Below are 20,417 nucleotides of genomic sequence, written 5' to 3' on the forward strand. Positions count from 1 at the left end.
GCTGGGTGGCGCAGCCGCCCCGAACCCAGGCACCTCGGTCCTTCTGAAATACCGCGGTGTCTTTGTTGGGGCGGCGTTGCCACCCAGCGCGGGGCAAGCCCGCTCACTACAGGGAAATTGTTTGTATCGGAGCCTGCCGAAAAGCTTTTGACAGCGCAGCAATTCAACAGGTTAGAATCGCTGGCACGCAGACTGCATGGTCAGTTTGCGCCCGTCTTCCCAGCCCTGGAGTACTGCCTTTGAATGCAACGACCATCAACAGCCTGTTCTTGATCGGCGCGTTGCTGGTGGGTGCGAGCATTCTGGTGAGTTCCCTTTCGTCCCGCTTAGGGATTCCGATCCTGGTGATCATCCTGGCCGTGGGCATGGTCGCCGGCGTGGATGGCGGCGGCATCATCTTCGACAACTACCCGACCGCCTACCTGGTGGGCAACCTCGCCCTGGCCGTGATCCTGCTCGACGGCGGCTTGCGCACGCGGGTGGCGAGTTTCCGCGTGGCACTCTGGCCAGCGTTATCGCTGGCCACGGTGGGGGTGTTGATTACCACCGGCCTGACGGGCATGGCGGCGGCCTGGCTATTTGACCTGAATCTCATACAGGGCTTGCTGATCGGCGCAATCGTCGGCTCCACGGACGCCGCCGCGGTGTTTTCGCTGCTGGGCGGCAAGGGCCTGAACGAACGGGTTACCGCCAGCCTGGAAATCGAGTCCGGCAGCAACGACCCGATGGCGGTGTTCCTCACCGTGACCCTGATCGACATGCTCGCCAGCGGCCAGACCGGCCTGCACTGGAGCCTGCTGACGCACCTGATCCGCGAGTTCGGCATCGGTGGCATCATCGGCCTGGGCGGCGGCTGGCTGATGCTGCAGATGGTCAACCGCATCAACCTGGCCACCGGCCTGTACCCGATCCTGGTGATCGCCGGCGGCCTGGTGGTATTCGCCCTGACCAACGCCCTGCATGGCAGCGGCTTCCTCGCCGTGTACCTGTGCGGCCTGGTCATCGGTAACCGGCCGGTGCGCAGCCGTCATGGCATTTTGCATATGCTCGACGGCATGGCGTGGCTGGCACAGATCGGCATGTTCCTGGTGCTGGGCCTGCTGGTCACGCCCCACGACTTGCTGCCGATTGCCCTGCCGGCCCTGGGCCTGGCGCTGTGGATGATTCTGTTTGCGCGGCCGCTATCCGTGATCGTCGGCCTGTTGCCGTTCAAGGCGTTTCATGGTCGCGAAAAAGCCTTTATCGCCTGGGTCGGCCTGCGCGGCGCGGTGCCGATCATCCTCGCGGTATTCCCGCTGATGGCCGGGCTGCCCCATGCGCAGCTGTACTTCAACCTGGCGTTCTTTATCGTGCTGGTCTCGTTGCTGGTGCAAGGCACCAGCCTGCCGTGGGTGGCCAAACTGCTCAAGGTCACCGTACCGCCGGAACCGGCACCGATCTCCCGTGCGGCGCTGGAAGTACACGTCACCAGTGAGTGGGAGTTGTTTGTCTACCGCCTGGGCGCGGAGAAGTGGTGCATCGGCGCCGCCCTGCGCGAACTGAAAATGCCCGAGGGCACGCGGATCGCCGCCCTGTTCCGGGGCCAGCAACTGCTCCATCCGTCGGGTAGTACGGTGCTTGAAGTCGACGATCTGCTCTGCGTGATCGGTCACGAACACAACCTGCCAGCCCTGGGCAAACTGTTCAGCCAGGCGCCGCAACGCGGCCTGGATCTGCGTTTCTTCGGCGACTTCGTCCTGGAAGGCGACGCCCAGCTGGGCGCGGTGTCGGCCCTGTACGGCCTCAAGCTCGAAGGCATCGACCCGGACATGCCGCTGAGCAGCTTCATCACCCAGAAAGTCGGCGGCGCACCTATCGTCGGCGACCAGGTGGAATGGAACAACACCATCTGGACCGTCGCTGTCATGGACGGGAACAAGATTGGTAAAGTCGGCGTCAGATTTCCCGAAGGAAGTCGCCCGGGCCCCGGACTCTTCCTCTAAACTGCGGGGCCACAATGCCCCGATTCTTCACCTTGCTCGACCGGTCTCTATGCCAACCTTGCGCACTTATCTCGCCACTGCCCTGCTGAGCCTGACCCTGTGTGTCGGCATCGTCCATGCCGCCGAGCCGCCCAGCGCCGACGCCATCCAGCAAAGCCTGGACAAGCTGCCCGACCGCAAGCTGCCCGATGCCGATATGAAGGCGCTGCAGACCATCCTGCAACAGACCCTGACCTTTTTGGGCAACAAGCAGGATTACGAGCAGCGCCTCATCGACCTCAAGCGCCAACTGGAAGACGCTCCGCGCCAGACCAGCGAAAACCAGCGCGAACTGGTGCGGCTCAAGGCCACCAAAATCATCCCGGTGGCGCAGCGCTACGCGAGCCTGCCGGTGCCGCAGCTTGAGCAACTGCTGGTGCAACGCTCCACCCAGCAAGGCGACCTGCAAAAGGAACTGGCCGACGCCAACAGCCTGACCATCGCCGCCCAGACCCGCCCCGAGCGCGCCCAGACCGAAATCAGCAACAGCCAGACGCGTATCCAGCAGATCAACGCGACCCTCAAGCTTGGTAAAGACAACGGCAAGACCCTCAGCGGCGACCAGCGCAACCAGCTGAATGCCGAACTCGCCTCCCTGAATGCGCTGATCCCGCTGCGCCGCCAGGAACTGGCCGGCAACAGCCAACTGCAAGACCTGGGCAACAGCCAGCATGATCTGGTGGTCGAAAAGACCGCCCGCCTGGAACAAGAGATCCAGGACCTGCAAACCCTGATCAACCAGAAGCGCCTGGCCCAGTCCCAACAGACGGTGACCCAGCAGTCCATCGAAGCGCAAAAAGCCGGCAGCAGCAGCCTGCTGGCCTCCGAGAGCGCAGCCAACCTCAAACTCTCCGACTACCTGCTCAAAAGTACCGACCGCCTCAACGACCTGACCCAGAAGAACCTGGAGACCAAACAGCAACTGGACACCGTGACCCAAAGCGACTCGGCCCTGGACGAGCAAATCAACGTGCTCAAGGGCAGCCTGCTGCTGTCCAAGATCCTCTACAAACAAAAACAGGCGTTGCCGCGCCTGACCGTCGACCGCAACCTGGCAGACGACATCGCCAACATTCGCTTGTACCAGTTCGAGGTCAACCAGCAACGCGAGCTGATCAGCACCCCCAGCAGCTATGTCGATAACCTGCTGGCCAACCAGCCGCCGGATGAAGTCACCCCGCAACTGCGCCGTACCCTGCTGGAACTGGCGATCACGCGCAGCGACCTGCTGGAGCGCCTGAGCCGGGAACTGAGCGCGCTGCTCAATGAATCCATCACCCTGCAACTGAACCAGAAACAACTGCTCAGCACCGCCAGCAACCTGCGCGCGACCCTGGATGAGCAAATGTTCTGGATCCCCAGCAACAAGCCGCTGGATACCGAATGGCTGGAAACCGTACCGGATCACCTGAGCAAGCAGATCACCACGCTGCCCTGGGCCTCCAGCGTCAGCGAACTGTATGACGGCCTGACTCAACGCCCGCTGCTGTTCCTGCCATTGCTGCTGTTGATCGGTGCCTTGCTGTGGCGACGCAAAGCCCTGTACCAGCGCCTGAACAAGGTCCACCTGGACATCGGCCACTTCAAGCGCGACAGCCAGTGGCACACACCGCAGGCGATCCTGATCAATATCCTGCTGGCATTGCCGGTCTCCCTGGGCCTGGCGTTGTGCGGCTATGCCCTGCAGATCGACGCTCGCGGGCAAAACGCCAACCTGGGCGTCGCACTGCTGCTGATTGCCCAAGCGTGGCTGGTGTTCTACACCGCCTACAGAATTCTCGCGCCGGGCGGTGTGGCTGAACTGCATTTCCGCTGGGAGCGGCCTCAGGTGGCCTTTCTCCAGGGTTGGATACGCAAACTCGGGCTGGTCGTACTGGCGCTGGTTGCCGTGGTGGCCATCGCCGAACATCAACCGGCGGCGCTGGCCGACGACGTGCTGGGCATCGGCGTGGTACTGACCTGTTACGCACTGATGGCCTGGCTGCTCGGTCGCCTGCTGCTGAACAGCCCAACTCACGAAAAAGCCTCGCTGTTCCGAAAAGTCGTAGGGCTGGTGTTTACCGCCCTGCCCATCGCGCTGTTTATCGCGGTGTGCTTCGGCTACTACTATACCGCGCTCAAACTCAGCGACCGTCTGATCAACACCCTGTACCTGCTGATGCTCTGGCTGGTCATCGAGGCCACTTTCGCACGCGGCCTGGGCGTTGCCGCACGACGCCTGGCCTATGCCCGGGCCCTGGCCAAACGCCAGGCCGCCAAGGAAGCCGGTGATGGCGAAGCCGTGATCGAAGAACCGACCCTGGATATCGAGCAGGTCAACGAACAATCCATGCGCCTGATCCGCCTGGCCTTGCTGGGCGGCTTCATTGCGGCGCTGTACTGGGTGTGGAAAGACCTGATCACCGTGTTCTCCTACCTGGACAACGTGACCCTCTACGAATACACCAGCGGCACCGGCGCCAACATCAGCATGGTGCCGATCAGCATCGGCGACCTGCTCGGCGCTTCGATCATCGTCGGCATCACCTTCGCCCTGGCGCGCAACCTGCCCGGCCTGCTGGAAGTCTTGGTACTGTCCAAGCTGGACCTGGCCCAGGGCAGCGCCTACGCCACCACCACCTTGCTGTCGTATGTGATTGCCGGCGTCGGCTTCGTCTCTACCCTGTCCACCCTCGGTGTGAGCTGGGACAAGTTGCAATGGCTGGTGGCGGCGCTCTCGGTGGGGTTGGGGTTCGGGATGCAGGAGATTTTCGCCAACTTCATCTCCGGCATCATGATCCTGTTCGAACGCCCGGTGCGCATCGGCGACACCATTACCATCGGCAACCTGTCGGGCACGGTGAGCAAGATCCGCATCCGCGCCACCACCATTACCGACTTCGACCGCAAAGACATCATTGTCCCGAACAAGACATTCATCACCGGGCAACTGATCAACTGGTCGCTGACCGACACCATCACCCGCGTCACCCTGAAACTGGGCGTGGACTACGGCTCCGACCTGGACCGCGTGAAAGAGCTGCTGCTCAAGGCTGCCCGCGAAAACCCGCGGGTGCTCAAGGAGCCGGAGCCGCACGTGTACTTCCTCAACTTCGGCGAAAGCACCCTCGACCACGAACTGCGCATGCACGTGCGTGACCTGGGCGACCGCAACCCGGTGATCGACGAAGTGAACCGCTTTATCAACCGCGAGTTCAAGAAAGAGCACATCAACATTTCGTTCCGCCAGATGGAGGTTTACTTGAAAAACCTGCATGGCCAGGAATACAAACTGGTGGAAGTCGACCCGCCGACCCAGCCCGCCAACGACGGCGGTGTGCAAGAACCGCCGCCCAGCAAACTCGACTAACGGCGTTATCCCCAGCAGAATGCTCGGACATTCTGCTGGAGATGGCCGGTGAAAGCCCTCGACGAACTGACCTTCGACAACCGTTTCGCACGCCTGGGCGACGCGTTTTCGACCCACGTACTGCCTGAACCCCTCGACGAACCGCGCCTGGTCGTAGCCAGCGACGCCGCCATGGCCCTGCTCGACCTTGACCCCGCCGTGGCCGACACACCGGTGTTCGCCGAGCTGTTTGGCGGCCACAAGCTGTGGGCCGAGGCGCAACCACGGGCGATGGTCTATTCCGGGCATCAGTTCGGCGGTTATACCCCGCAACTGGGTGACGGCCGTGGGCTGTTACTGGGCGAGGTGTATAACGAGGCGGGCGAGCACTGGGACCTGCACCTCAAGGGCGCCGGCATGACGCCTTACTCACGGATGGGTGATGGGCGCGCCGTGTTGCGCTCCTCGATCCGCGAGTTCCTGGCCTCTGAAGCCCTGCATGCGTTGGGCATCCCCAGCAGCCGCGCCTTATGCGTGATCGGCTCCAGCACACCGGTATGGCGTGAAAAACAGGAGCGTGGCGCGATGGTGCTGCGCCTGGCGCCCAGCCATATCCGCTTCGGGCATTTCGAGTATTTCTACTACACCCAGAAGCCCGAGCAGCAGGCGCAGTTGGCCGAACATGTGCTGAACCTGCATTACCCCGAGTGCCGGGAACAGCCCGAACCGTACCTGGCAATGTTCCGCGAAATCGTCGAGCGCAACGCCGAGATGATCGCCAAATGGCAGGCTTACGGCTTCTGCCATGGGGTGATGAACACCGACAACATGTCGATCCTGGGCATTACCTTCGACTTCGGGCCGTTTGCGTTTCTCGATGATTTCGACGCGCACTTCATCTGCAACCACTCCGATCATGAAGGGCGTTACTCATTCAGCAACCAAGTGCCGATCGGGCAGTGGAACCTCAGCGCATTGGCCCAGGCGCTCACCCCGTTTATCAGCGTCGACGCGTTGAAAGAAGCCCTTGGCCTGTACCTGCCGCTGTATCAGGCGCACTACCTGGACCTAATGCGTCGCCGGCTGGGGCTGACCACCGCCGAAGATGATGACCAGAAATTGGTCGAACGCCTGCTGAAGCTGATGCAGAACAGCGGCGTGGACTACACGCTGTTCTTCCGCCGCCTGGGGGATGAGCCGGCGGCGGTGGCAGTGGCACGTCTGCGCGATGATTTTGTCGACCTGGCCGGGTTTGACGCCTGGGCCGAGCAGTACAAGGCCCGTGTTGAACGCGACGGCGACGGCAGCGAAGAACAGCGCCGTGCGCGGATGCATGCGGTGAACCCGCTGTACATCTTGCGCAACTACCTTGCGCAAAACGCTATTGCCGCCGCCGAGTCCGGGGATTACAGCGAAGTGCGGCGGCTGCATGAGGTGCTTTCCAAGCCGTTCGAGGCGCAAGCGGGAATGGAGCAATACGCGCAGCGACCACCGGATTGGGGTAAGCATCTGGAGATCAGTTGTTCGTCTTGAAGCCCTTAGATAAAGGTCTCTACTGAAACGCCAAAACGCTCAGCCAGCCAACGAATTTGCCGCACGTTGAGCTGGCGCTTTCCGCTCAGTATTTCAGAAACCACGGACTGGGCGCCGACGCCCGGCAAGTCGCTCTGGGTAAGGTTATGTTCGCGCATCATGTATCGCAGAACATCGACGCCACTGGCGACGGGCATTGGGCGATGCTTTTGATCGTAGGCTTCGATCCAGTCGCTGAGAATGTCCACCAAGCTCATCAGAGGGCTGTCTTCAACCTCACCGATCAGGCTCAATAACTCGTCCAAACCGCACACCAGCGCATCATAGTCCGCCTCGCTTTCTGGTTTGCGCAGCACCGGCGAAACGAACTGCCAGTGTTCAGCCGCTACTCGCATGAGTGCGCTCATCTGATTTTTTCCTTCCATTTATCTTTCTCATAATCGCGGTGATCAAGCAGATGCTTGATGTAAACGCGCTGCACCTGATACGCCACGCATGCAATCAGCCTCAGCTTGTTACCCCCGATATCAAACACGTGAAACTCTCCGACCTTGTCAGTGGCGGGGAACATGGTTTTCATCGACGCAAAGTCTTTGGGGGAGTTGCGCTTGATTACGCGATACCACTGATCCAACGCCATCGCTGAGCGCGGCCACTTTTCCTTGGCTTCCCAGATCCTTTTTTCACTGATGACTCGCATGCAACATCCTTATCGCATCTTGCTATGAAGGCTAAGCTCGAATTGCGACTATCGCAATTTGCTATAGCCACAAACAGACCAACGGCTCAGAACAAAACCGGCTTTAGCAGCCTAGGCAGCCGAACTCAGATCGACACAGGCAAAACTGTGAGCGGATAAGTCTCCTCTTCCAACCTTGATAACCCCCAGACTTGACTCCAAATACACTCCACTGGCCACACCCAAGGAGCGCATCCATGTCCGAACCTCTCGTCATTCCCTGCCCACATTGCAACGGCCTCAACCGCATCCCCGGCGAACGCCTGGGTGATGCACCCAAATGCGGGCGCTGCAAGCAACCGGTTTTGTTGAACAAGCCTTTCGAGCTGAAGCAAGGCGACTACGCCAGCCAGATCAAGGGGGATTTACCATTGCTGGTGGATGTATGGGCCGACTGGTGCGGGCCGTGCAAGTCGTTTGCACCGGTGTTTGAACAGGCGGCAGGGCAACTGCAGGGCAAGTGCCGGCTGGCCAAGCTGGACAGCGAAGCCAACCAGCAATTGTCGGCGCAGTTGGGGATTCGCTCGATCCCGAGTTTGATCCTGTTCAAGAACGGCCGTGAAGTGGCGCGTCAGAGTGGGGCGTTTCCATTGCCGCAGTTGATGAATTGGCTGCGCAGCCAGGGCATCTGACCCAACCTCAAGAACAACGCAGACCAAATGTGGGAGGGGGCTTGCTCCCGATAGCGGGCTATCAGCAGCCCCTGTGCCGGCTGACCCACCGCCATCGGGAGCAAGCCCCCTCCCACATTTGACCGCGTTTTACCTAGAGATTTAGGGCGGAGAGGTTATTGCTCGTCCAGGCGTATAAACCAGGGGATCAGCCCCCTCCCACATGAGTTTTGTGTTGCCCCTCAGGTCACGCGTTTTCCAGCAGGTTATGCAACTCCACAAACTGCTGGGTCAGCTTATGTCGTGGGTCCAAGTGGATCAGCGGCTTGCTCTCCTGGTGCGACTCGCGCATGCGCACGGAACTGGCCAGGTACACCGGCAACACCGGCAAGCCTTCGGCGATCAACTCGTCGAGCATTTGCTGCGGCAGGCTCGCCCGGGCCTGGAACTGGTTGACCACAATGCCTTCCACTTCAAGGCCTTCGTTATGGTCTTCCTTCAACTCTTCGATTTCCGCCAGCAGGCCATAAAGTGCCTGGCGCGAGAAGCTGTCGCAATCGAACGGAATCAACACACGATCAGCAGCAATCAGCGCCGAAACCGCATAGAAATTCAAGGCCGGCGGAGTATCCAGGTAGATCCGATCGTAATCTTCACCCAGCTCATCCAGCAGTTTTCGCAGCTTGTTGATCTTGTGCTTGGCCTCAAGTTTGGGCTGCAAATCCGCCAATTCTGCGGTGGCGGTGACCACGTGGAGGTTGTCGAACGGGGTTTCGTAGATATCCACCTGGTTTTTCTTGGAGAACGGCCCCGAAGACAGGGTTTGCTTGAAAAAATCGGCGATGCCCATGGGGATATCGTCGCCGGTCAGCCCGGTGAGGTACTGGGTTGAGTTGGCTTGTGCATCGAGGTCCACCAACAGGGTTCGATAGCCTTCGCTGGCGCTGACCGCCGCCAGGTTGCAGGCAATGCTGGACTTGCCCACACCGCCTTTCTGATTGAACACCACGCGCCGCATGGAAAAACCTCCGTGTATCAATGAATGTCCCGAGTGTAGAGGGCAAAAGCGCCTGTTAGCTACCTCGTTCATCCGTTGACCCGTGCATTACACGCCGATTCCAAGACCTCGCATACAAATGAAAGGGACGCGTCCGACGCCCCAACGAGCACCGCGTAAAGGACAATCCGCAAATCTCCACGACTGATTTGTAATCGACGTGCACAAATTTTTACCAAAATTTGCTAGAACCCCACGCCACCGGGATAATGCGCGCCATTCGGCCGTTGCTCCCTGTCCCGGTATTCGGGGCCAACAGCCGCACATGGAAGCCCGCAGGGGCGGGATAACGTCTCAGTGATCAACTTCAACATCGCCCAATGGCGCGCATGGGCTCCTGGCCTCGAGAGCGCGGATGCCTGGCGCACATGGTGCCTGGCCCCGGTGTTGCTGCCTGCCAGCGAAGCCTCCCCCGACGTGTCATTCCTCCCGGCCATGCAGCGCCGGCGCCTGAGCCGCTTGGCGCGCATGGCGTTCAGCGTGGGTTGGCCGCTGGCCGAGGGCCTGCAGGACCTGCCGTTGGTCTTTATCTCCCGCCACGGCGAAACCCCGCGCACCCTCGATATCCTCAGCGACCTGGCCAACGACCAGCCGTTGTCGCCCACCCAGTTCAGCCTGTCGGTGCATAACGCGGTGATTGGCCTGTGGTCGATCCTGCGCAATGAAACCAGCGAAATGACCGCCCTCGCCGCCGCCGGCGATGGCCTGGAGCATGGCGTGCTGGAAGCCGCCGCACTGCTCGACGAAGGGGCGCCGGCCGTGCTGCTGGTGATCACCGAAGAACAGCCGCCCGAAGCCTATGCCAGCTGGATCCACGACGTACCCTTCCCCTACGCTCTGGGCCTGTTGCTGACGCCGGGCGACGAGTGGCAGCTGGAACTCACCACCGGCACTGTCCAACCCAGCACCGCCCAACCGTGGCCCCACGCCCTGAACCTGCTGCGCACCCTGCTGAACGGACAGGACGCCTGCCAACATGCCTGGAAGAACCGTGTATGGAACTGGCAACGCAAGCCCTGACCCGCAAACCGCGGGACGCCTACTACTGGCGCCTGTTCGCCACCGCCGCCAGCTTCGCGCTGTTCGGCCTCGGCGGGCTGTGCCTGCGGTTGCTGGTATTTCCGTTGCTCAGTTGTCTGCCGGGCAGCGCCGACACACATCAGCGCCGTGCGCGCCTGACCATCAGCAGGTTGTTCTGGCTGTTTATCCGCCTGATGCAACGCGCCGGCGTGCTGACCTACAGCGTCGAAGGTGCTGAAAACCTCGGCCGCCCGGGCCAGATGATCATCGCCAACCATCCGTCGCTGATCGACGTGGTGTTCCTGATCGGCCTGGTGCGCCAGGCCAACTGCGTAGTCAAGCAGAGCCTGTGGCAAAACCCCTTCACCCGTGGGCCTGTGCGTGAGGCCGGCTATATCAGCAATGATGGCAGCGCCGAAATGCTCGATGCCGCTGCCGCTGCCCTGCGCGAAGGCCAGACCCTGATCATCTTTCCCGAAGGCACCCGCACCCCACCCGGCGCGGCACCCGCCTTTCATCGCGGCGGCGCCGCCATTGCACTGCGCGGTGCGACAATCATTACCCCCGTGGTGATCAAGGTCAGCCCGACCACCCTGACCAAGGCCGAACCCTGGTACCGCATCCCCAAATGCCGCGTGCACTTCAGTTTGCGGGTGGGTGCCGATATAGAACCACAAGCGTTTGCCGCTCTTGGGCCTGCGCCCCAGGCTTCACGCAAGCTCAACGATTACCTGCACCACTATTTCATTAAGGAGCTCGCCGAAGATGAGCGACCAACAACGCCTTGAGCACGACATAAAAACGTTGATCATCGAGGCCCTGGGCCTGGAAGACATCAGCGCCGACGACATCGGCAGCGAACAAACCCTGTTCGGCGAAGGCCTGGGCCTGGACTCGGTCGACGCCCTGGAATTGGGCCTGGCGATCCAGAAAAAGTACGGTATCAAGATCGACGCCGACGCCAAGGACACCCGCAATCACTTCACCAACGTGGCCAGCCTTGCGGCGTTCGTCACAGCCAGACAGGCAGCTTGAGACCGTACCATGCAAACTCGTGACGATATTTTCAACACCCTGCGCGATGCCTTGGTGGAACTGTTTGAACTGCCCGCGGAACGCATCACCCTCGAGGCCAACCTGTATCAGGACCTGGAAATCGACAGCATCGATGCCGTGGACCTGATCGACCATATCAAACGCCAGACCGGCAAGAAGATCGCCGCCGAAGAGTTCAAGGCGGTGCGTACCGTGAACGACGTGGTAGAGGCGGTGTACCGTCTGGTCACGCCTGCCGCATGAGCCGGTTGATCGGCCTTGGCCTGTTGCTGGCAGGGCTGCTGTACCCCTTTGCGGTGTATTACGGCACCGAGCACTTTGCGCCATGGCAGTTCGGCCTGTTGCTGGGTAGCCTGTGGCTGTTGCGTGCACTCACTGCGGCTCGGCGCCCCGGCAGTCGCTGGATGGCCGTGACGGTGATTGTGTTCTGCCTGTTGCTGGCCTGGTTCGACAACCCGCAGTGGCTGCGCTGGTACCCTAGCCTGGTCAGCGCATTCATGCTGGCGCTGTTCGGCCTTAGCCTGAAGTATGGCCCGCCGGTGGTCGAGCGCCTGGCGCGCATGACCGAGCCGCAGTTGCCGCCCAAAGCGGTGGTCTATACGCGCCAGGTCACCGTGGTCTGGAGCGTGTTTTTTCTGTGTAATGGCCTGCTGGCCGCCGCCCTCACGCTGTGGGCGCCGCTGAGCTGGTGGACGTTGTACAACGGCTTGATCGCCTACGGGCTGATGGGGCTGTTGTTTGCCGTGGAATGGCTGGTACGACAAAGGGTTCGAGGCCGCGTATGAAAGGTTTGAAACTTGAGCACTTGCTGCTTGAGCCGCTGGAACAGCGCTGGGTGACCAGCGAGCCGCTGATGAATCATGCCCAGCTGTGGGCACACGCCCTGAGCCTCGCGGCGGGCCTGCAAGCGCGTGGGATCCAGCGCCTGGCTGTACATCTGGAAGACGCAGGCTTACTGGCGATTGCCCTGCTGGGCGCCTGGCGTGCCGGGGTCAGTGTGCTGCTGCCTGCCGACCTGCAACCCCAGACCCGCCAACGCTGGGACGACTCAGTGGATACATGGCTGGTTGAGCCGACTGATCTGGATGCGTTGTACCAGGCCCCATTGAGCCCCGCCGCGCTCGACCTGGACACCTGCCGACTGAGCCTGTGCACCTCCGGCTCCAGCGGTGAGCCCAAGCGTATCGACAAAACCCTGCGCCAACTGGCCAACGAAGTCGAGGCCCTGGAGGCCCTGTGGGGCGCGGACCTCAAAGACGCCTGCATCATCGGCAGTGTCGCCACCCAACACATCTACGGCCTGCTGTTCCGTGTGCTATGGCCGCTGTATGCCGGGCGCCGCTTCGTGCGCCAGCAACTGGCCTTTCCCGAAGACCTGCAACGCGCCAGCCGCGAACACTCGCAATTTGCCTGGGTGGCCAGCCCGGCGCTGCTCAAGCGCATGGGCGACAACCTCGACTGGCCCGCGTTGCGCCAGGTATCACGGGTGTTTTCGTCCGGCGGCGCCTTGCCCATCGAGGCGGCCGGCGAGCTTTACGATCGCCTGCAGCAATGGCCGACGGAAATCCTCGGCAGTTCGGAAACCGGTGGCATCGCCTGGCGCCAAGGCGCACAGCCGTGGGAACCCTTTGCCGATGTGCAACTGAGCCAGGATGCCGAGGGCGCCCTGCGCATTGCTTCGCCCTATCTGCCGGCCGGTCATATCGAACAGACCGCCGACGCGGCGCGGATCCACGCCGATGGCCGCTTTGAATTGCTCGGCCGCCTGGACCGCATCGTCAAGCTGGAAGAAAAACGCATCTCCCTGCCCATGCTGGAACAGGCACTGATGACCCACCCGTGGGTTGCCGAAACCCGCCTGGGCGTGGTGCAGGAAAACCGCGCATCCCTCGGCGCGCTGGTGGTGCTCAGTGCCGACGGCCTGCGCGCCCTGCGCAACCAGGGACGTCGCACGCTGACCCAAACCCTGCGCCAGCACTTGAGCCAACATTGCGAGGCGCTGGCCCTGCCCCGCCGTTGGCGCTTGCTGCGCCAGTTGCCGCTGAACGCCCAGGGCAAGCTGCCCCAGGCCGATGTCACGGCCCTGTTGCTCGCCCCACGGCCAAAAGCGCCGCACGTGTTGGAGCAAGTCGAAACCGATGGCGAATGGACCCTGCAACTGAGCGTCCCACCGGACCTGGCCTATTTCAGCGGCCACTTCCCCGCGACGCCCGTACTACCGGGCGTGGTGCAGGTGGAATGGGCGTTCAACCTGGGCCAACAGCTGATGGACCTGCCCACGACGTTCGCCGGCATGGAAGTGCTCAAGTTCCAGCAACTGGTACGCCCCGGTGACCAGATCGAGCTGCACCTGCGCTTCGACCCGGAACGCGGCAAACTGTATTTCGCCTACCGCAACGGCGTTGCCGCTTGCTCCAGCGGGCGCATCCAGCTGGTCACCGCCCATGCATAAGCCGTGCGCCCTGATCCCGGTCTACAACCATGAAGCCGCCGTGCCGGCCGTGGTCCACAGCCTGCTGGACAGTGGCCTGCCGTGCCTGCTGGTGGATGACGGCAGCAGCCCGGCCTGCGCGGCCGTATTGGCGCAACTGGCGACGCTGGAGTCGGTCACCCTGCTGACCTTGCCGAGCAACCAGGGCAAAGGCGGCGCGGTCATGGCCGGTTTTCGCGAGGCTGCACGCCTGGGCTTCAGCCACGCCCTGCAGGTGGATGCCGACGGCCAGCACGACCTGCGGGAAGTCGAGGCCTTCCTTGACGCGTCGCGCGCCCACCCAACGGCCGTGATCTGCGGCTATCCCGAATACGATGAGAGCGTGCCCAAGGGCCGCCTGTACGCACGCTACCTGACTCACGTCTGGGTGTGGATCAACACCCTGTCGCTGCAGATTCGCGACTCGATGTGTGGCTTTCGCGTGTACCCGCTGGCGCCCACGCTGGCCCTGATGGACTCGGCCTACATCGGCACGCGCATGGATTTCGACTCGGACATCCTGGTGCGCCTGGCCTGGCGCAACCAGCCGATGCGCTGGCTGCCGACCCAGGTGCATTACCCCGCGGACGGCCTGTCGCACTTCCGCCTGTTCCGCGACAACGTGCGTATCTCGGCCATGCATACCCGGCTGTTCTTCGGCATGTTGGTACGGGCGCCGATCATCCTGTGGCGGCGGTGGCAGGCATGAACGACAGCCACAAACATTGGGCCGACCGCGAGGAGCGCGGCAGTTTCTGGTTGATGAAACTCACCGCTGTCGCCGCCAGGGTCCTGGGCCGTCGCCTGCTGAGCCCCCTGCTGTACGGCATCGTGTTGTACTTCTTCCTCTTCGGCCGCACGGCCCGCCAAAGTGCCTGGGAGTACCAGCAGCGCCTGGCGTACTGGAGCGGCCGCAACGAATTGCAACCCACCCATAAAAGCGTGTTCGGTCAGTTCATGGCCTTCGCCGACGCCTTGCTCGACAAGCTCGATGTGTGGAACGGCAAGCTGCGCATCGAACAGATCGAAATCGACGACCCGGCACAATTGCGTGGGCAACTGCGCGGCGAGCGCGGGCAGATGCTGGTGGGCGCACACTTGGGCAACCTTGAAGTGTGCCGCGCCCTGGCGGAGATCGGCGAGCAAGTCACCATGAACGTGCTGGTGCACACCAAGCATGCCGAGCGTTTCAACCGCCTGCTGGGTGAAGCCGGGGCGACCCATTTGCGTCTGATCCAGGTCAGCGAACTCGACCCGGCCACCATGCTGTTGCTCAGCCAGCGCCTGGACGAGGGCGAGTGGCTGGCGATTGCCGGCGACCGCGTGCCGCTGCACGGTGGGCGCAAGGTGCGGGTGGATTTCCTCGGCCAGGATGCCGCCTTCCCCCAAGGTCCGTGGTTGCTGGCCGGCCTGCTCAAATGCCCGGTCAACCTGCTGATGTGCCTCAAGCACGACGGCCGCTATCGCCTGACCATCGAGCCCTTCACCCAATTGATCGAATGGAAGCGCAGCACCCGCGAGCAGGTGATTGCCCAGTGGACTGCGCGCTACGCCGCACGCCTGGGCGAGTTCTGCCTGCAAGCGCCCCGACAATGGTTCAACTTTTACCCTTTCTGGAAGACCGATGACGACGCATCTTGAGCCGGTAACCTTTGGCGAACGCGCTCTGCGCATTGAAGACGTGCGAGCCCTGGCCAACCGCCAGGCGCCCACGCAGTTGCAGAACGACGCCGCGTATCGCCAGCGTATCGCCAAGGGCGCGCAGTTCCTCGACTCGCTGCTGGACAAGGAGGGCGTGATCTACGGCGTGACCACCGGCTACGGCGACTCGTGCGTGGTGGCGGTGCCGCTGCAACACGTCGAGGCGCTGCCCCGTCACCTGTATACCTTTCATGGCTGCGGGCTGGGCAAGCTGCTCGACGCCCAGGCCACCCGCGCAGTACTGGCTGCGCGGTTGCAGTCGCTGTGCCATGGGGTGTCCGGCGTGCGCGTCGAACTGCTGGAGCGCCTGCAGGCCTTTCTCGAACACGACGTACTGCCGCTGATCCCGGAGGAAGGCTCGGTGGGTGCCAGCGGCGATCTGACCCCGCTGTCTTACGTGGCGGCGACCTTATCCGGCGAACGTGAGGTGATGTTCCGTGGCGAACGCCGCCAGGCGGCCGACGTACACCGCGAACTGGGTTGGACCCCGCTGGTATTGCGCCCCAAGGAAGCCCTGGCGCTGATGAACGGCACCGCCGTAATGACCGGCCTGGCCTGCCTGGCCTTCTCCCGCGCCGACTACCTGCTGCAATTGGCCACACGCATTACCGCGCTGAACGTGGTGGCGCTGCAAGGCAACCCGGAGCACTTCGACGAGCGCCTGTTCGCCGCCAAACCGCACCCAGGGCAGATGCAAGTCGCCGCCTGGCTGCGCAAGGATCTGGCAATCGACGCGCCGACCGCGCCGCTGCACCGCCTGCAAGACCGCTATTCGCTGCGTTGTGCCCCCCACGTACTCGGCGTACTGGCCGACAGCCTGAGCTGGCTGCGCGCGTTTATCGAGACCGAGCTGAACAGCGCCAACGACAACCCGATCATCGACGCGCAAGAAGAACGTGTACTGCACGGTGGGCACTTCTACGGCGGGCATATCGCCTTCGCCATGGACAGCCTCAAGACCCTGGTGGCCAATGTCGCCGACCTGCTTGACCGCCAGCTCGCACTGCTGGTGGACGTGCGCTACAACCATGGCCTGCCGAGCAACCTGTCCGGCGCACCGGCCGACCGCGCCATGCTCAACCACGGCTTCAAGGCCGTGCAGATCGGCACCAGCGCCTGGACCGCCGAAGCGCTGAAAAACACCATGCCGGCCAGCGTGTTCTCGCGCTCCACCGAGTGCCATAACCAGGACAAAGTGAGCATGGGTACCATCGCCGCCCGCGACGCGATCCGCGTGCTGGAGCTGACCGAACAAGTCGCCGCCGCGACCTTGCTCGCCGCCAACCAGGGCGTATGGCTGCGCGCCCAGGCCGAGGAGGCACGGCCGCTGCCGCCGGCCCTGGCCGCCATGCACGAGGAACTGGGCAAAGACTTCCCGCCGGTCATCGAGGATCGAGCGCTGGAAGGCGAGCTGCGCCTGTGCCTCAAACGTATCGCCGAGCAACACTGGAGGCTGCATGCGTAGCCAGGGCGTGTTGCATTGCGACACTGAAATCCTCGTACCGTTTTTCGACATCGACACCATGCACGTGGTCTGGCACGGGCATTACGTGAAGTACCTGGAAGTGGCGCGTTGTGCGTTGCTGGACAAACTCGGGCACAACTACACCCAGATGCAGGCATCGGGCTACGCCTGGCCGGTGATCGATATGCAACTACGCTACGTGCGCGGCGCCACCTTTGGCCAGACCCTCAATGTGCGCGCCAGCCTGGTGGAATGGGAGAACCGCTTGAAGGTCAACTACCTGATTACCGACCTGGCCAGCGGCGAGCGCATGACCCGCGCCAGCACCGTGCAAGTGGCCGTGGAAATCGCCAGCCGCGAGATGCAGCTGGCCTCGCCCAAAGTCTTCACCGACGCCGTCGAGAGGGCCCTGCAATGAGATCCCCTGTAGGAGCCGGCATGCCGGCGAAAATCGTCAACGTGAATACGGGCTGCCTGACACTGCGCCGCGCCCTCAGGTTTTTCGCGAGCAAGCTCGCTCCTACAGGGGTTGGGTTGCTGCTAAGCCTGAGTGCTCATGCTTTTGACCTGCAGCAGCTAAGCGAGCAGTTGGCAAAACCATCGGTGATCCACGGCAGCTTCACCCAGGAAAAACACCTGCGCGCCCTGCCCCAGCCGCTGATCAGCAAAGGCACCTTCGTGCTGGCCAAAGACCACGGCCTGCTGTGGCTGCTCAAAACCCCGTTGCAACAGGACTACCGCATCAGCGCCCAGGGCATTGCCCGCCGTGACGCCGGTGGCTGGCAACTGCTGCCGAACAAGAGCGCCGGGGCCGAGCAGAACCGGTTGTTCCTTGCGGTGCTCCAGGGCGACAGCAGCGGCTTGCAGCGCGACTTTGAACTGCAACTGCAAGGCGAAGCCAACCAGTGGAAGCTGACGCTGGTTCCACGCTCGTTGTTGCTCAAGCAAGTGTTCACCCAGATCAACATTGACGGCGGCGAGCTGGTGCAGACCATCCAGTTGCTCGAAACCCAGGGTGACAGCACCGTGCTGCGCATGCAGGACAGCACTGCAAGCCTGCCCCTGACTGACGCGGAGCAACACGACTTTGCCCAGTGAGCGCCTGCTGCCGCGCCTGTTCCTGATCCTGCTGGTGGCCGTGCTGGCCGTGGCCGGCTGGCAGTGGCGCCACGGTGCGCCGCTGTCGGCCAACCTGATGGAACTGGTGCCGGGCAACACGCCGGATGCCCTGGAACTGCAAGCCGAGCAGCGCATGCAGGAACCGTTGAACCGCGAGATGCTGGTGCTGGTGGGGCATACCGACCGCCAGCAAGCGGTGAACGTAGCGCAGCAACTGGGCGAACGCTGGCAGGCCAGCGGCTTGTTTGAAAAGGTGCAATGGAACCTGCAAGCCGACTTGCCGGCACTGCGCGAACAGCTGCTGCGCGGGCGGCTGGCGATGCTCGCGGCCAAGGATCGCGAGCAACTGATCGACCATCCCGACGCGTTTATCCAGCAGCGCGTGCAGGCCCTGTTCGACCCCTTCAGCGGGTTCAGCCTGGTGCCGAGCCAGGACGATTGGCTGGGCCTGACCGGGCGCATCCAGAGCAGCCAGCCGCAACATGGCTCGGTGCAGCTGGATATCGGCAGCGGCGCGCTGATCGCCGATGCCGACGACAAAAGCTGGGTGTTGCTGCGTGCGCGCACCACCGGCAATGCCTTCGATATGAAACTACCGCTGCAAGTGGCGGATCTGCTCAAGGCCAGCCGCCTACAGGCAGGCGAACAGGGCGCACAACTGCTCGCCGCCAGCGGCCTGCTCTACGCGGCCAATGGGCAGCAGCAAGCCACGCGGGAGATCACCTGGGTCGGCGGCGGCGCCACCCTGGGTATCCTGTTGTTGCTGTTGTTGGCGTTCCGCCGCTGGCGCGTACTGCTGGCGTTTGTCCCGGTGCTGGCAGGCATGCTGTTTGGCGCGGTGGCCTGTGTCGCGCTGTTCGGCCACATGCATGTGATAACCCTGGTGCTGGGCTCCAGCCTGATCGGTGTGGCGGTGGATTACCCGCTGCACTACCTGTCGAAAAGCTGGAGCATGCGCCCGTGGCGCAGTTGGCCGGCGTTACGCATCACCCTGCCCGGGCTGAGCCTGAGCCTGGCCACCAGTTGCATCGGTTACCTGGCGCTGGCCTGGACGCCCTTTCCCGCCTTGACACAAATCGCCGTGTTTTCCGCCGCCGGGCTGGTGGGGGCGTATCTGTCGGCCGTGTGCCTGCTGCCGGCGCTGCTCAAGAACGTGGAACTGCGCCCCGCGCAGTGGCCGCTGCGTATTGCCGAGGTGTTGTGGCAAGCGCGTACAGCGCTGCTCAAACGCGTACCGAGCCCGGTGTTGCTGGTACTGCTGTTGCTGTTTTGCGCCGGCGGCCTGTGGCACCTGAGCAGCAAGAACGATATCCGCCAGTGGATCGGCGCACCGCCGCAATTGCTGCAGGAAGCCCAGGCCGTGGCGCGCATCACCGGTTTTCAGCCGACCAGCCAGTTCTTCCTGGTGCGGGCAGAGAACCAGCAGCAGTTGCTGGAGCGCCAGGCCGCATTGGGCCAGCGCCTGGATCAACTGGTAAACATGAATAAGCTCCAGGGCTACCTGGCGCTCAACCAACTGGTCAATCTGCCCGCCGAACAGCAAAAACTGCGCGAGGGGCTGAACAACCTGGCGCAGCATTGGCAACCGCTGCTGGACCTCGGCATCCCGGCGAGCGCCCTGCAGGCCGAAGTCACGCAGTTGCAGGCGTTGCCTACCGAAGACATCGATGCGGCGCTCAAAGGCCCGCTGGCGGAACCCTGGCGCACCCTGTGGCTGGGCCCGGTGGACGGTGGCGTCGCGGCGATGGTCAGCCTGCAAGGCTTGAACAACCCGGCGTTGCTGCGCGTACAAGCACAGGATTTGCCCGGCGTGCAGTTGGTCGACCGCCTGGGCGACCTGAACCGGGTGTTTGCCGACACGCAGGTCAGCGCCGCCGAATTGAAACTGATGTCCTGCGTGCTGATCGTGTTGCTGCTGATCCTGCCGTTCGGTTTCGGCGGTGCCTTGCGCATTGTCGCCCTGCCGTTGCTGGCGGCCCTGTGCAGCCTGGCCAGCCTCGGTTGGCTGGGCCAGCCGCTGACCCTGTTCAGCCTGTTCGGCCTGCTGCTGGTCACGGCCATCAGCGTCGACTACGCCATCCTGATGCGCGAGCAGATCGGCGGCGCGGCCGTGAGTCTTCTGGGGACGCTGCTGGCCGCGCTGACGACGTGGTTGTCGTTCGGCCTGCTGGCGGTGTCCAGTACACCGGCCGTGAGCAATTTCGGCCTGTCGGTCAGCCTGGGCCTGGCGTTCAGCTCTATGCTGGCGCCCTGGGCCGGGCAACACAAACATGCCTTATGAATACCGTTATCGCCAA

At 62.8% G+C, this 20,417-nt stretch carries 19 protein-coding genes; 16 read left to right on the plus strand and 3 right to left on the minus strand.

Going from position 1 to position 20,417, the window contains the following annotated elements:
- Positions 1 to 239: 239 nt before the first annotated feature.
- Genes ACQRBV_RS06885 through selO form a run of 3 tightly spaced genes read left to right on the plus strand, consistent with a single transcriptional unit; the run spans position 240 to position 6,882 of the window.
- Positions 240 to 1,982 carry a potassium/proton antiporter gene (locus ACQRBV_RS06885; RefSeq protein WP_060755169.1) on the plus strand — a complete coding sequence of 581 codons (1,743 nt, stop codon included), beginning with the start codon at positions 240 to 242 and terminating at the stop codon, positions 1,980 to 1,982.
- 49 nt (positions 1,983 to 2,031) lie between these two features.
- A complete protein-coding gene (gene mscK / locus ACQRBV_RS06890) occupies positions 2,032 to 5,370 on the plus strand; it encodes a mechanosensitive channel MscK (protein WP_090367235.1) in 3,339 nt (1,112 codons plus the stop codon).
- A 48-nt stretch (positions 5,371 to 5,418) separates the two neighbouring features.
- A complete protein-coding gene (selO, locus tag ACQRBV_RS06895) occupies positions 5,419 to 6,882 on the plus strand; it encodes a protein adenylyltransferase SelO (RefSeq protein ID WP_411985066.1) in 1,464 nt (487 codons plus the stop codon).
- Between the two features lie 5 nt (positions 6,883 to 6,887).
- On the opposite strand, the gene ACQRBV_RS06900 is transcribed toward selO, so the two are convergent.
- On the minus strand, positions 6,888 to 7,289 hold the full coding sequence (locus ACQRBV_RS06900; RefSeq protein WP_060755172.1) for a helix-turn-helix domain-containing protein: 402 nt from the start codon (positions 7,287 to 7,289) through the stop codon (positions 6,888 to 6,890).
- Positions 7,286 to 7,582 carry a type II toxin-antitoxin system HigB family toxin gene (locus ACQRBV_RS06905; protein WP_060755173.1) on the minus strand — a complete coding sequence of 99 codons (297 nt, stop codon included), beginning with the start codon at positions 7,580 to 7,582 and terminating at the stop codon, positions 7,286 to 7,288. The genes ACQRBV_RS06900 and ACQRBV_RS06905 overlap by 4 nt, the downstream gene beginning before the upstream one ends.
- Positions 7,583 to 7,818: 236 nt before the next feature.
- On the opposite strand from ACQRBV_RS06905, the gene trxC reads away from it, so the two are divergent.
- Positions 7,819 to 8,253 (plus strand): thioredoxin TrxC, encoded by a 435-nt coding sequence (gene trxC / locus ACQRBV_RS06910; protein ID WP_060755174.1) that lies wholly within the window; start codon positions 7,819 to 7,821, stop codon positions 8,251 to 8,253.
- Between the two features lie 226 nt (positions 8,254 to 8,479).
- Here the strand turns inward: trxC and ACQRBV_RS06915 are convergent, their stop codons facing one another.
- Entirely contained in the window at positions 8,480 to 9,250 is a 771-nt protein-coding gene (locus ACQRBV_RS06915; protein ID WP_060755175.1) for a ParA family protein, read from the minus strand.
- Between the two features lie 336 nt (positions 9,251 to 9,586).
- Between ACQRBV_RS06915 and ACQRBV_RS06920 the strand changes: the two genes are divergently transcribed.
- The 12 genes from ACQRBV_RS06920 to ACQRBV_RS06975 are packed head-to-tail and all read left to right on the plus strand — an operon-like array spanning position 9,587 to position 20,401.
- Positions 9,587 to 10,309 (plus strand): beta-ketoacyl synthase chain length factor, encoded by a 723-nt coding sequence (locus ACQRBV_RS06920; RefSeq protein WP_244701703.1) that lies wholly within the window; start codon positions 9,587 to 9,589, stop codon positions 10,307 to 10,309.
- Positions 10,285 to 11,097 (plus strand): lysophospholipid acyltransferase family protein, encoded by an 813-nt coding sequence (locus tag ACQRBV_RS06925; protein ID WP_411985065.1) that lies wholly within the window; start codon positions 10,285 to 10,287, stop codon positions 11,095 to 11,097. The genes ACQRBV_RS06920 and ACQRBV_RS06925 overlap by 25 nt, the downstream gene beginning before the upstream one ends.
- On the plus strand, positions 11,075 to 11,344 hold the full coding sequence (locus ACQRBV_RS06930) for a phosphopantetheine-binding protein (protein ID WP_060755178.1): 270 nt from the start codon (positions 11,075 to 11,077) through the stop codon (positions 11,342 to 11,344). The genes ACQRBV_RS06925 and ACQRBV_RS06930 overlap by 23 nt, the downstream gene beginning before the upstream one ends.
- A gap of 9 nt (positions 11,345 to 11,353) precedes the next feature.
- Positions 11,354 to 11,608 (plus strand): acyl carrier protein, encoded by a 255-nt coding sequence (locus tag ACQRBV_RS06935; protein ID WP_060755179.1) that lies wholly within the window; start codon positions 11,354 to 11,356, stop codon positions 11,606 to 11,608.
- Entirely contained in the window at positions 11,605 to 12,150 is a 546-nt protein-coding gene (locus ACQRBV_RS06940; protein WP_090367243.1) for a hypothetical protein, read from the plus strand. The genes ACQRBV_RS06935 and ACQRBV_RS06940 overlap by 4 nt, the downstream gene beginning before the upstream one ends.
- Complete coding sequence (locus ACQRBV_RS06945; protein WP_411985064.1) at positions 12,147 to 13,817, plus strand: AMP-binding protein; 1,671 nt, start codon at positions 12,147 to 12,149, stop codon at positions 13,815 to 13,817. The genes ACQRBV_RS06940 and ACQRBV_RS06945 overlap by 4 nt, the downstream gene beginning before the upstream one ends.
- On the plus strand, positions 13,810 to 14,544 hold the full coding sequence (locus ACQRBV_RS06950; protein ID WP_060755182.1) for a glycosyltransferase family 2 protein: 735 nt from the start codon (positions 13,810 to 13,812) through the stop codon (positions 14,542 to 14,544). Before ACQRBV_RS06945 ends, ACQRBV_RS06950 begins: the two co-directional genes overlap by 8 nt.
- Positions 14,541 to 15,476 (plus strand): glycosyl transferase, encoded by a 936-nt coding sequence (locus tag ACQRBV_RS06955; RefSeq protein ID WP_060755214.1) that lies wholly within the window; start codon positions 14,541 to 14,543, stop codon positions 15,474 to 15,476. Before ACQRBV_RS06950 ends, ACQRBV_RS06955 begins: the two co-directional genes overlap by 4 nt.
- A complete protein-coding gene (locus ACQRBV_RS06960) occupies positions 15,460 to 17,001 on the plus strand; it encodes an HAL/PAL/TAL family ammonia-lyase (RefSeq protein ID WP_060755183.1) in 1,542 nt (513 codons plus the stop codon). The genes ACQRBV_RS06955 and ACQRBV_RS06960 overlap by 17 nt, the downstream gene beginning before the upstream one ends.
- Positions 16,994 to 17,419, plus strand: coding sequence for an acyl-CoA thioesterase (locus tag ACQRBV_RS06965; protein WP_060755184.1), 426 nt, complete (start codon positions 16,994 to 16,996; stop codon positions 17,417 to 17,419). Before ACQRBV_RS06960 ends, ACQRBV_RS06965 begins: the two co-directional genes overlap by 8 nt.
- Complete coding sequence (locus tag ACQRBV_RS06970) at positions 17,416 to 18,099, plus strand: outer membrane lipoprotein carrier protein LolA (RefSeq protein WP_411985063.1); 684 nt, start codon at positions 17,416 to 17,418, stop codon at positions 18,097 to 18,099. Before ACQRBV_RS06965 ends, ACQRBV_RS06970 begins: the two co-directional genes overlap by 4 nt.
- Entirely contained in the window at positions 18,089 to 20,401 is a 2,313-nt protein-coding gene (locus ACQRBV_RS06975) for an MMPL family transporter (protein WP_411985062.1), read from the plus strand. Before ACQRBV_RS06970 ends, ACQRBV_RS06975 begins: the two co-directional genes overlap by 11 nt.
- Positions 20,402 to 20,417 lie beyond the last annotated feature (16 nt).

Source organism: Pseudomonas sp. R11F (assembly GCF_050312575.1).
GTDB classification, from domain to species: Bacteria; Pseudomonadota; Gammaproteobacteria; order Pseudomonadales; family Pseudomonadaceae; genus Aquipseudomonas; species Aquipseudomonas palleroniana.

What these genes read in the sequence shown, in the direction of transcription:
- mscK (WP_090367235.1), top strand. Translation starts at nt 2,032, where the DNA reads ATGCCAACCTTGCGCACTTATCTCGCCACTGCCCTGCTGAGCCTGACC.
- ACQRBV_RS06900 (WP_060755172.1), bottom strand. Translation starts at nt 7,289, where the DNA reads ATGAGCGCACTCATGCGAGTAGCGGCTGAACACTGGCAGTTCGTTTCG.
- ACQRBV_RS06905 (WP_060755173.1), bottom strand. Translation starts at nt 7,582, where the DNA reads ATGCGAGTCATCAGTGAAAAAAGGATCTGGGAAGCCAAGGAAAAGTGG.
- trxC (WP_060755174.1), top strand. Translation starts at nt 7,819, where the DNA reads ATGTCCGAACCTCTCGTCATTCCCTGCCCACATTGCAACGGCCTCAAC.
- ACQRBV_RS06915 (WP_060755175.1), bottom strand. Translation starts at nt 9,250, where the DNA reads ATGCGGCGCGTGGTGTTCAATCAGAAAGGCGGTGTGGGCAAGTCCAGC.
- ACQRBV_RS06925 (WP_411985065.1), top strand. Translation starts at nt 10,285, where the DNA reads ATGGAACTGGCAACGCAAGCCCTGACCCGCAAACCGCGGGACGCCTAC.
- ACQRBV_RS06930 (WP_060755178.1), top strand. Translation starts at nt 11,075, where the DNA reads ATGAGCGACCAACAACGCCTTGAGCACGACATAAAAACGTTGATCATC.
- ACQRBV_RS06935 (WP_060755179.1), top strand. Translation starts at nt 11,354, where the DNA reads ATGCAAACTCGTGACGATATTTTCAACACCCTGCGCGATGCCTTGGTG.
- ACQRBV_RS06940 (WP_090367243.1), top strand. Translation starts at nt 11,605, where the DNA reads ATGAGCCGGTTGATCGGCCTTGGCCTGTTGCTGGCAGGGCTGCTGTAC.
- ACQRBV_RS06945 (WP_411985064.1), top strand. Translation starts at nt 12,147, where the DNA reads ATGAAAGGTTTGAAACTTGAGCACTTGCTGCTTGAGCCGCTGGAACAG.
- ACQRBV_RS06950 (WP_060755182.1), top strand. Translation starts at nt 13,810, where the DNA reads ATGCATAAGCCGTGCGCCCTGATCCCGGTCTACAACCATGAAGCCGCC.
- ACQRBV_RS06955 (WP_060755214.1), top strand. Translation starts at nt 14,541, where the DNA reads ATGAACGACAGCCACAAACATTGGGCCGACCGCGAGGAGCGCGGCAGT.
- ACQRBV_RS06960 (WP_060755183.1), top strand. Translation starts at nt 15,460, where the DNA reads ATGACGACGCATCTTGAGCCGGTAACCTTTGGCGAACGCGCTCTGCGC.
- ACQRBV_RS06965 (WP_060755184.1), top strand. Translation starts at nt 16,994, where the DNA reads ATGCGTAGCCAGGGCGTGTTGCATTGCGACACTGAAATCCTCGTACCG.
- ACQRBV_RS06970 (WP_411985063.1), top strand. Translation starts at nt 17,416, where the DNA reads ATGAGATCCCCTGTAGGAGCCGGCATGCCGGCGAAAATCGTCAACGTG.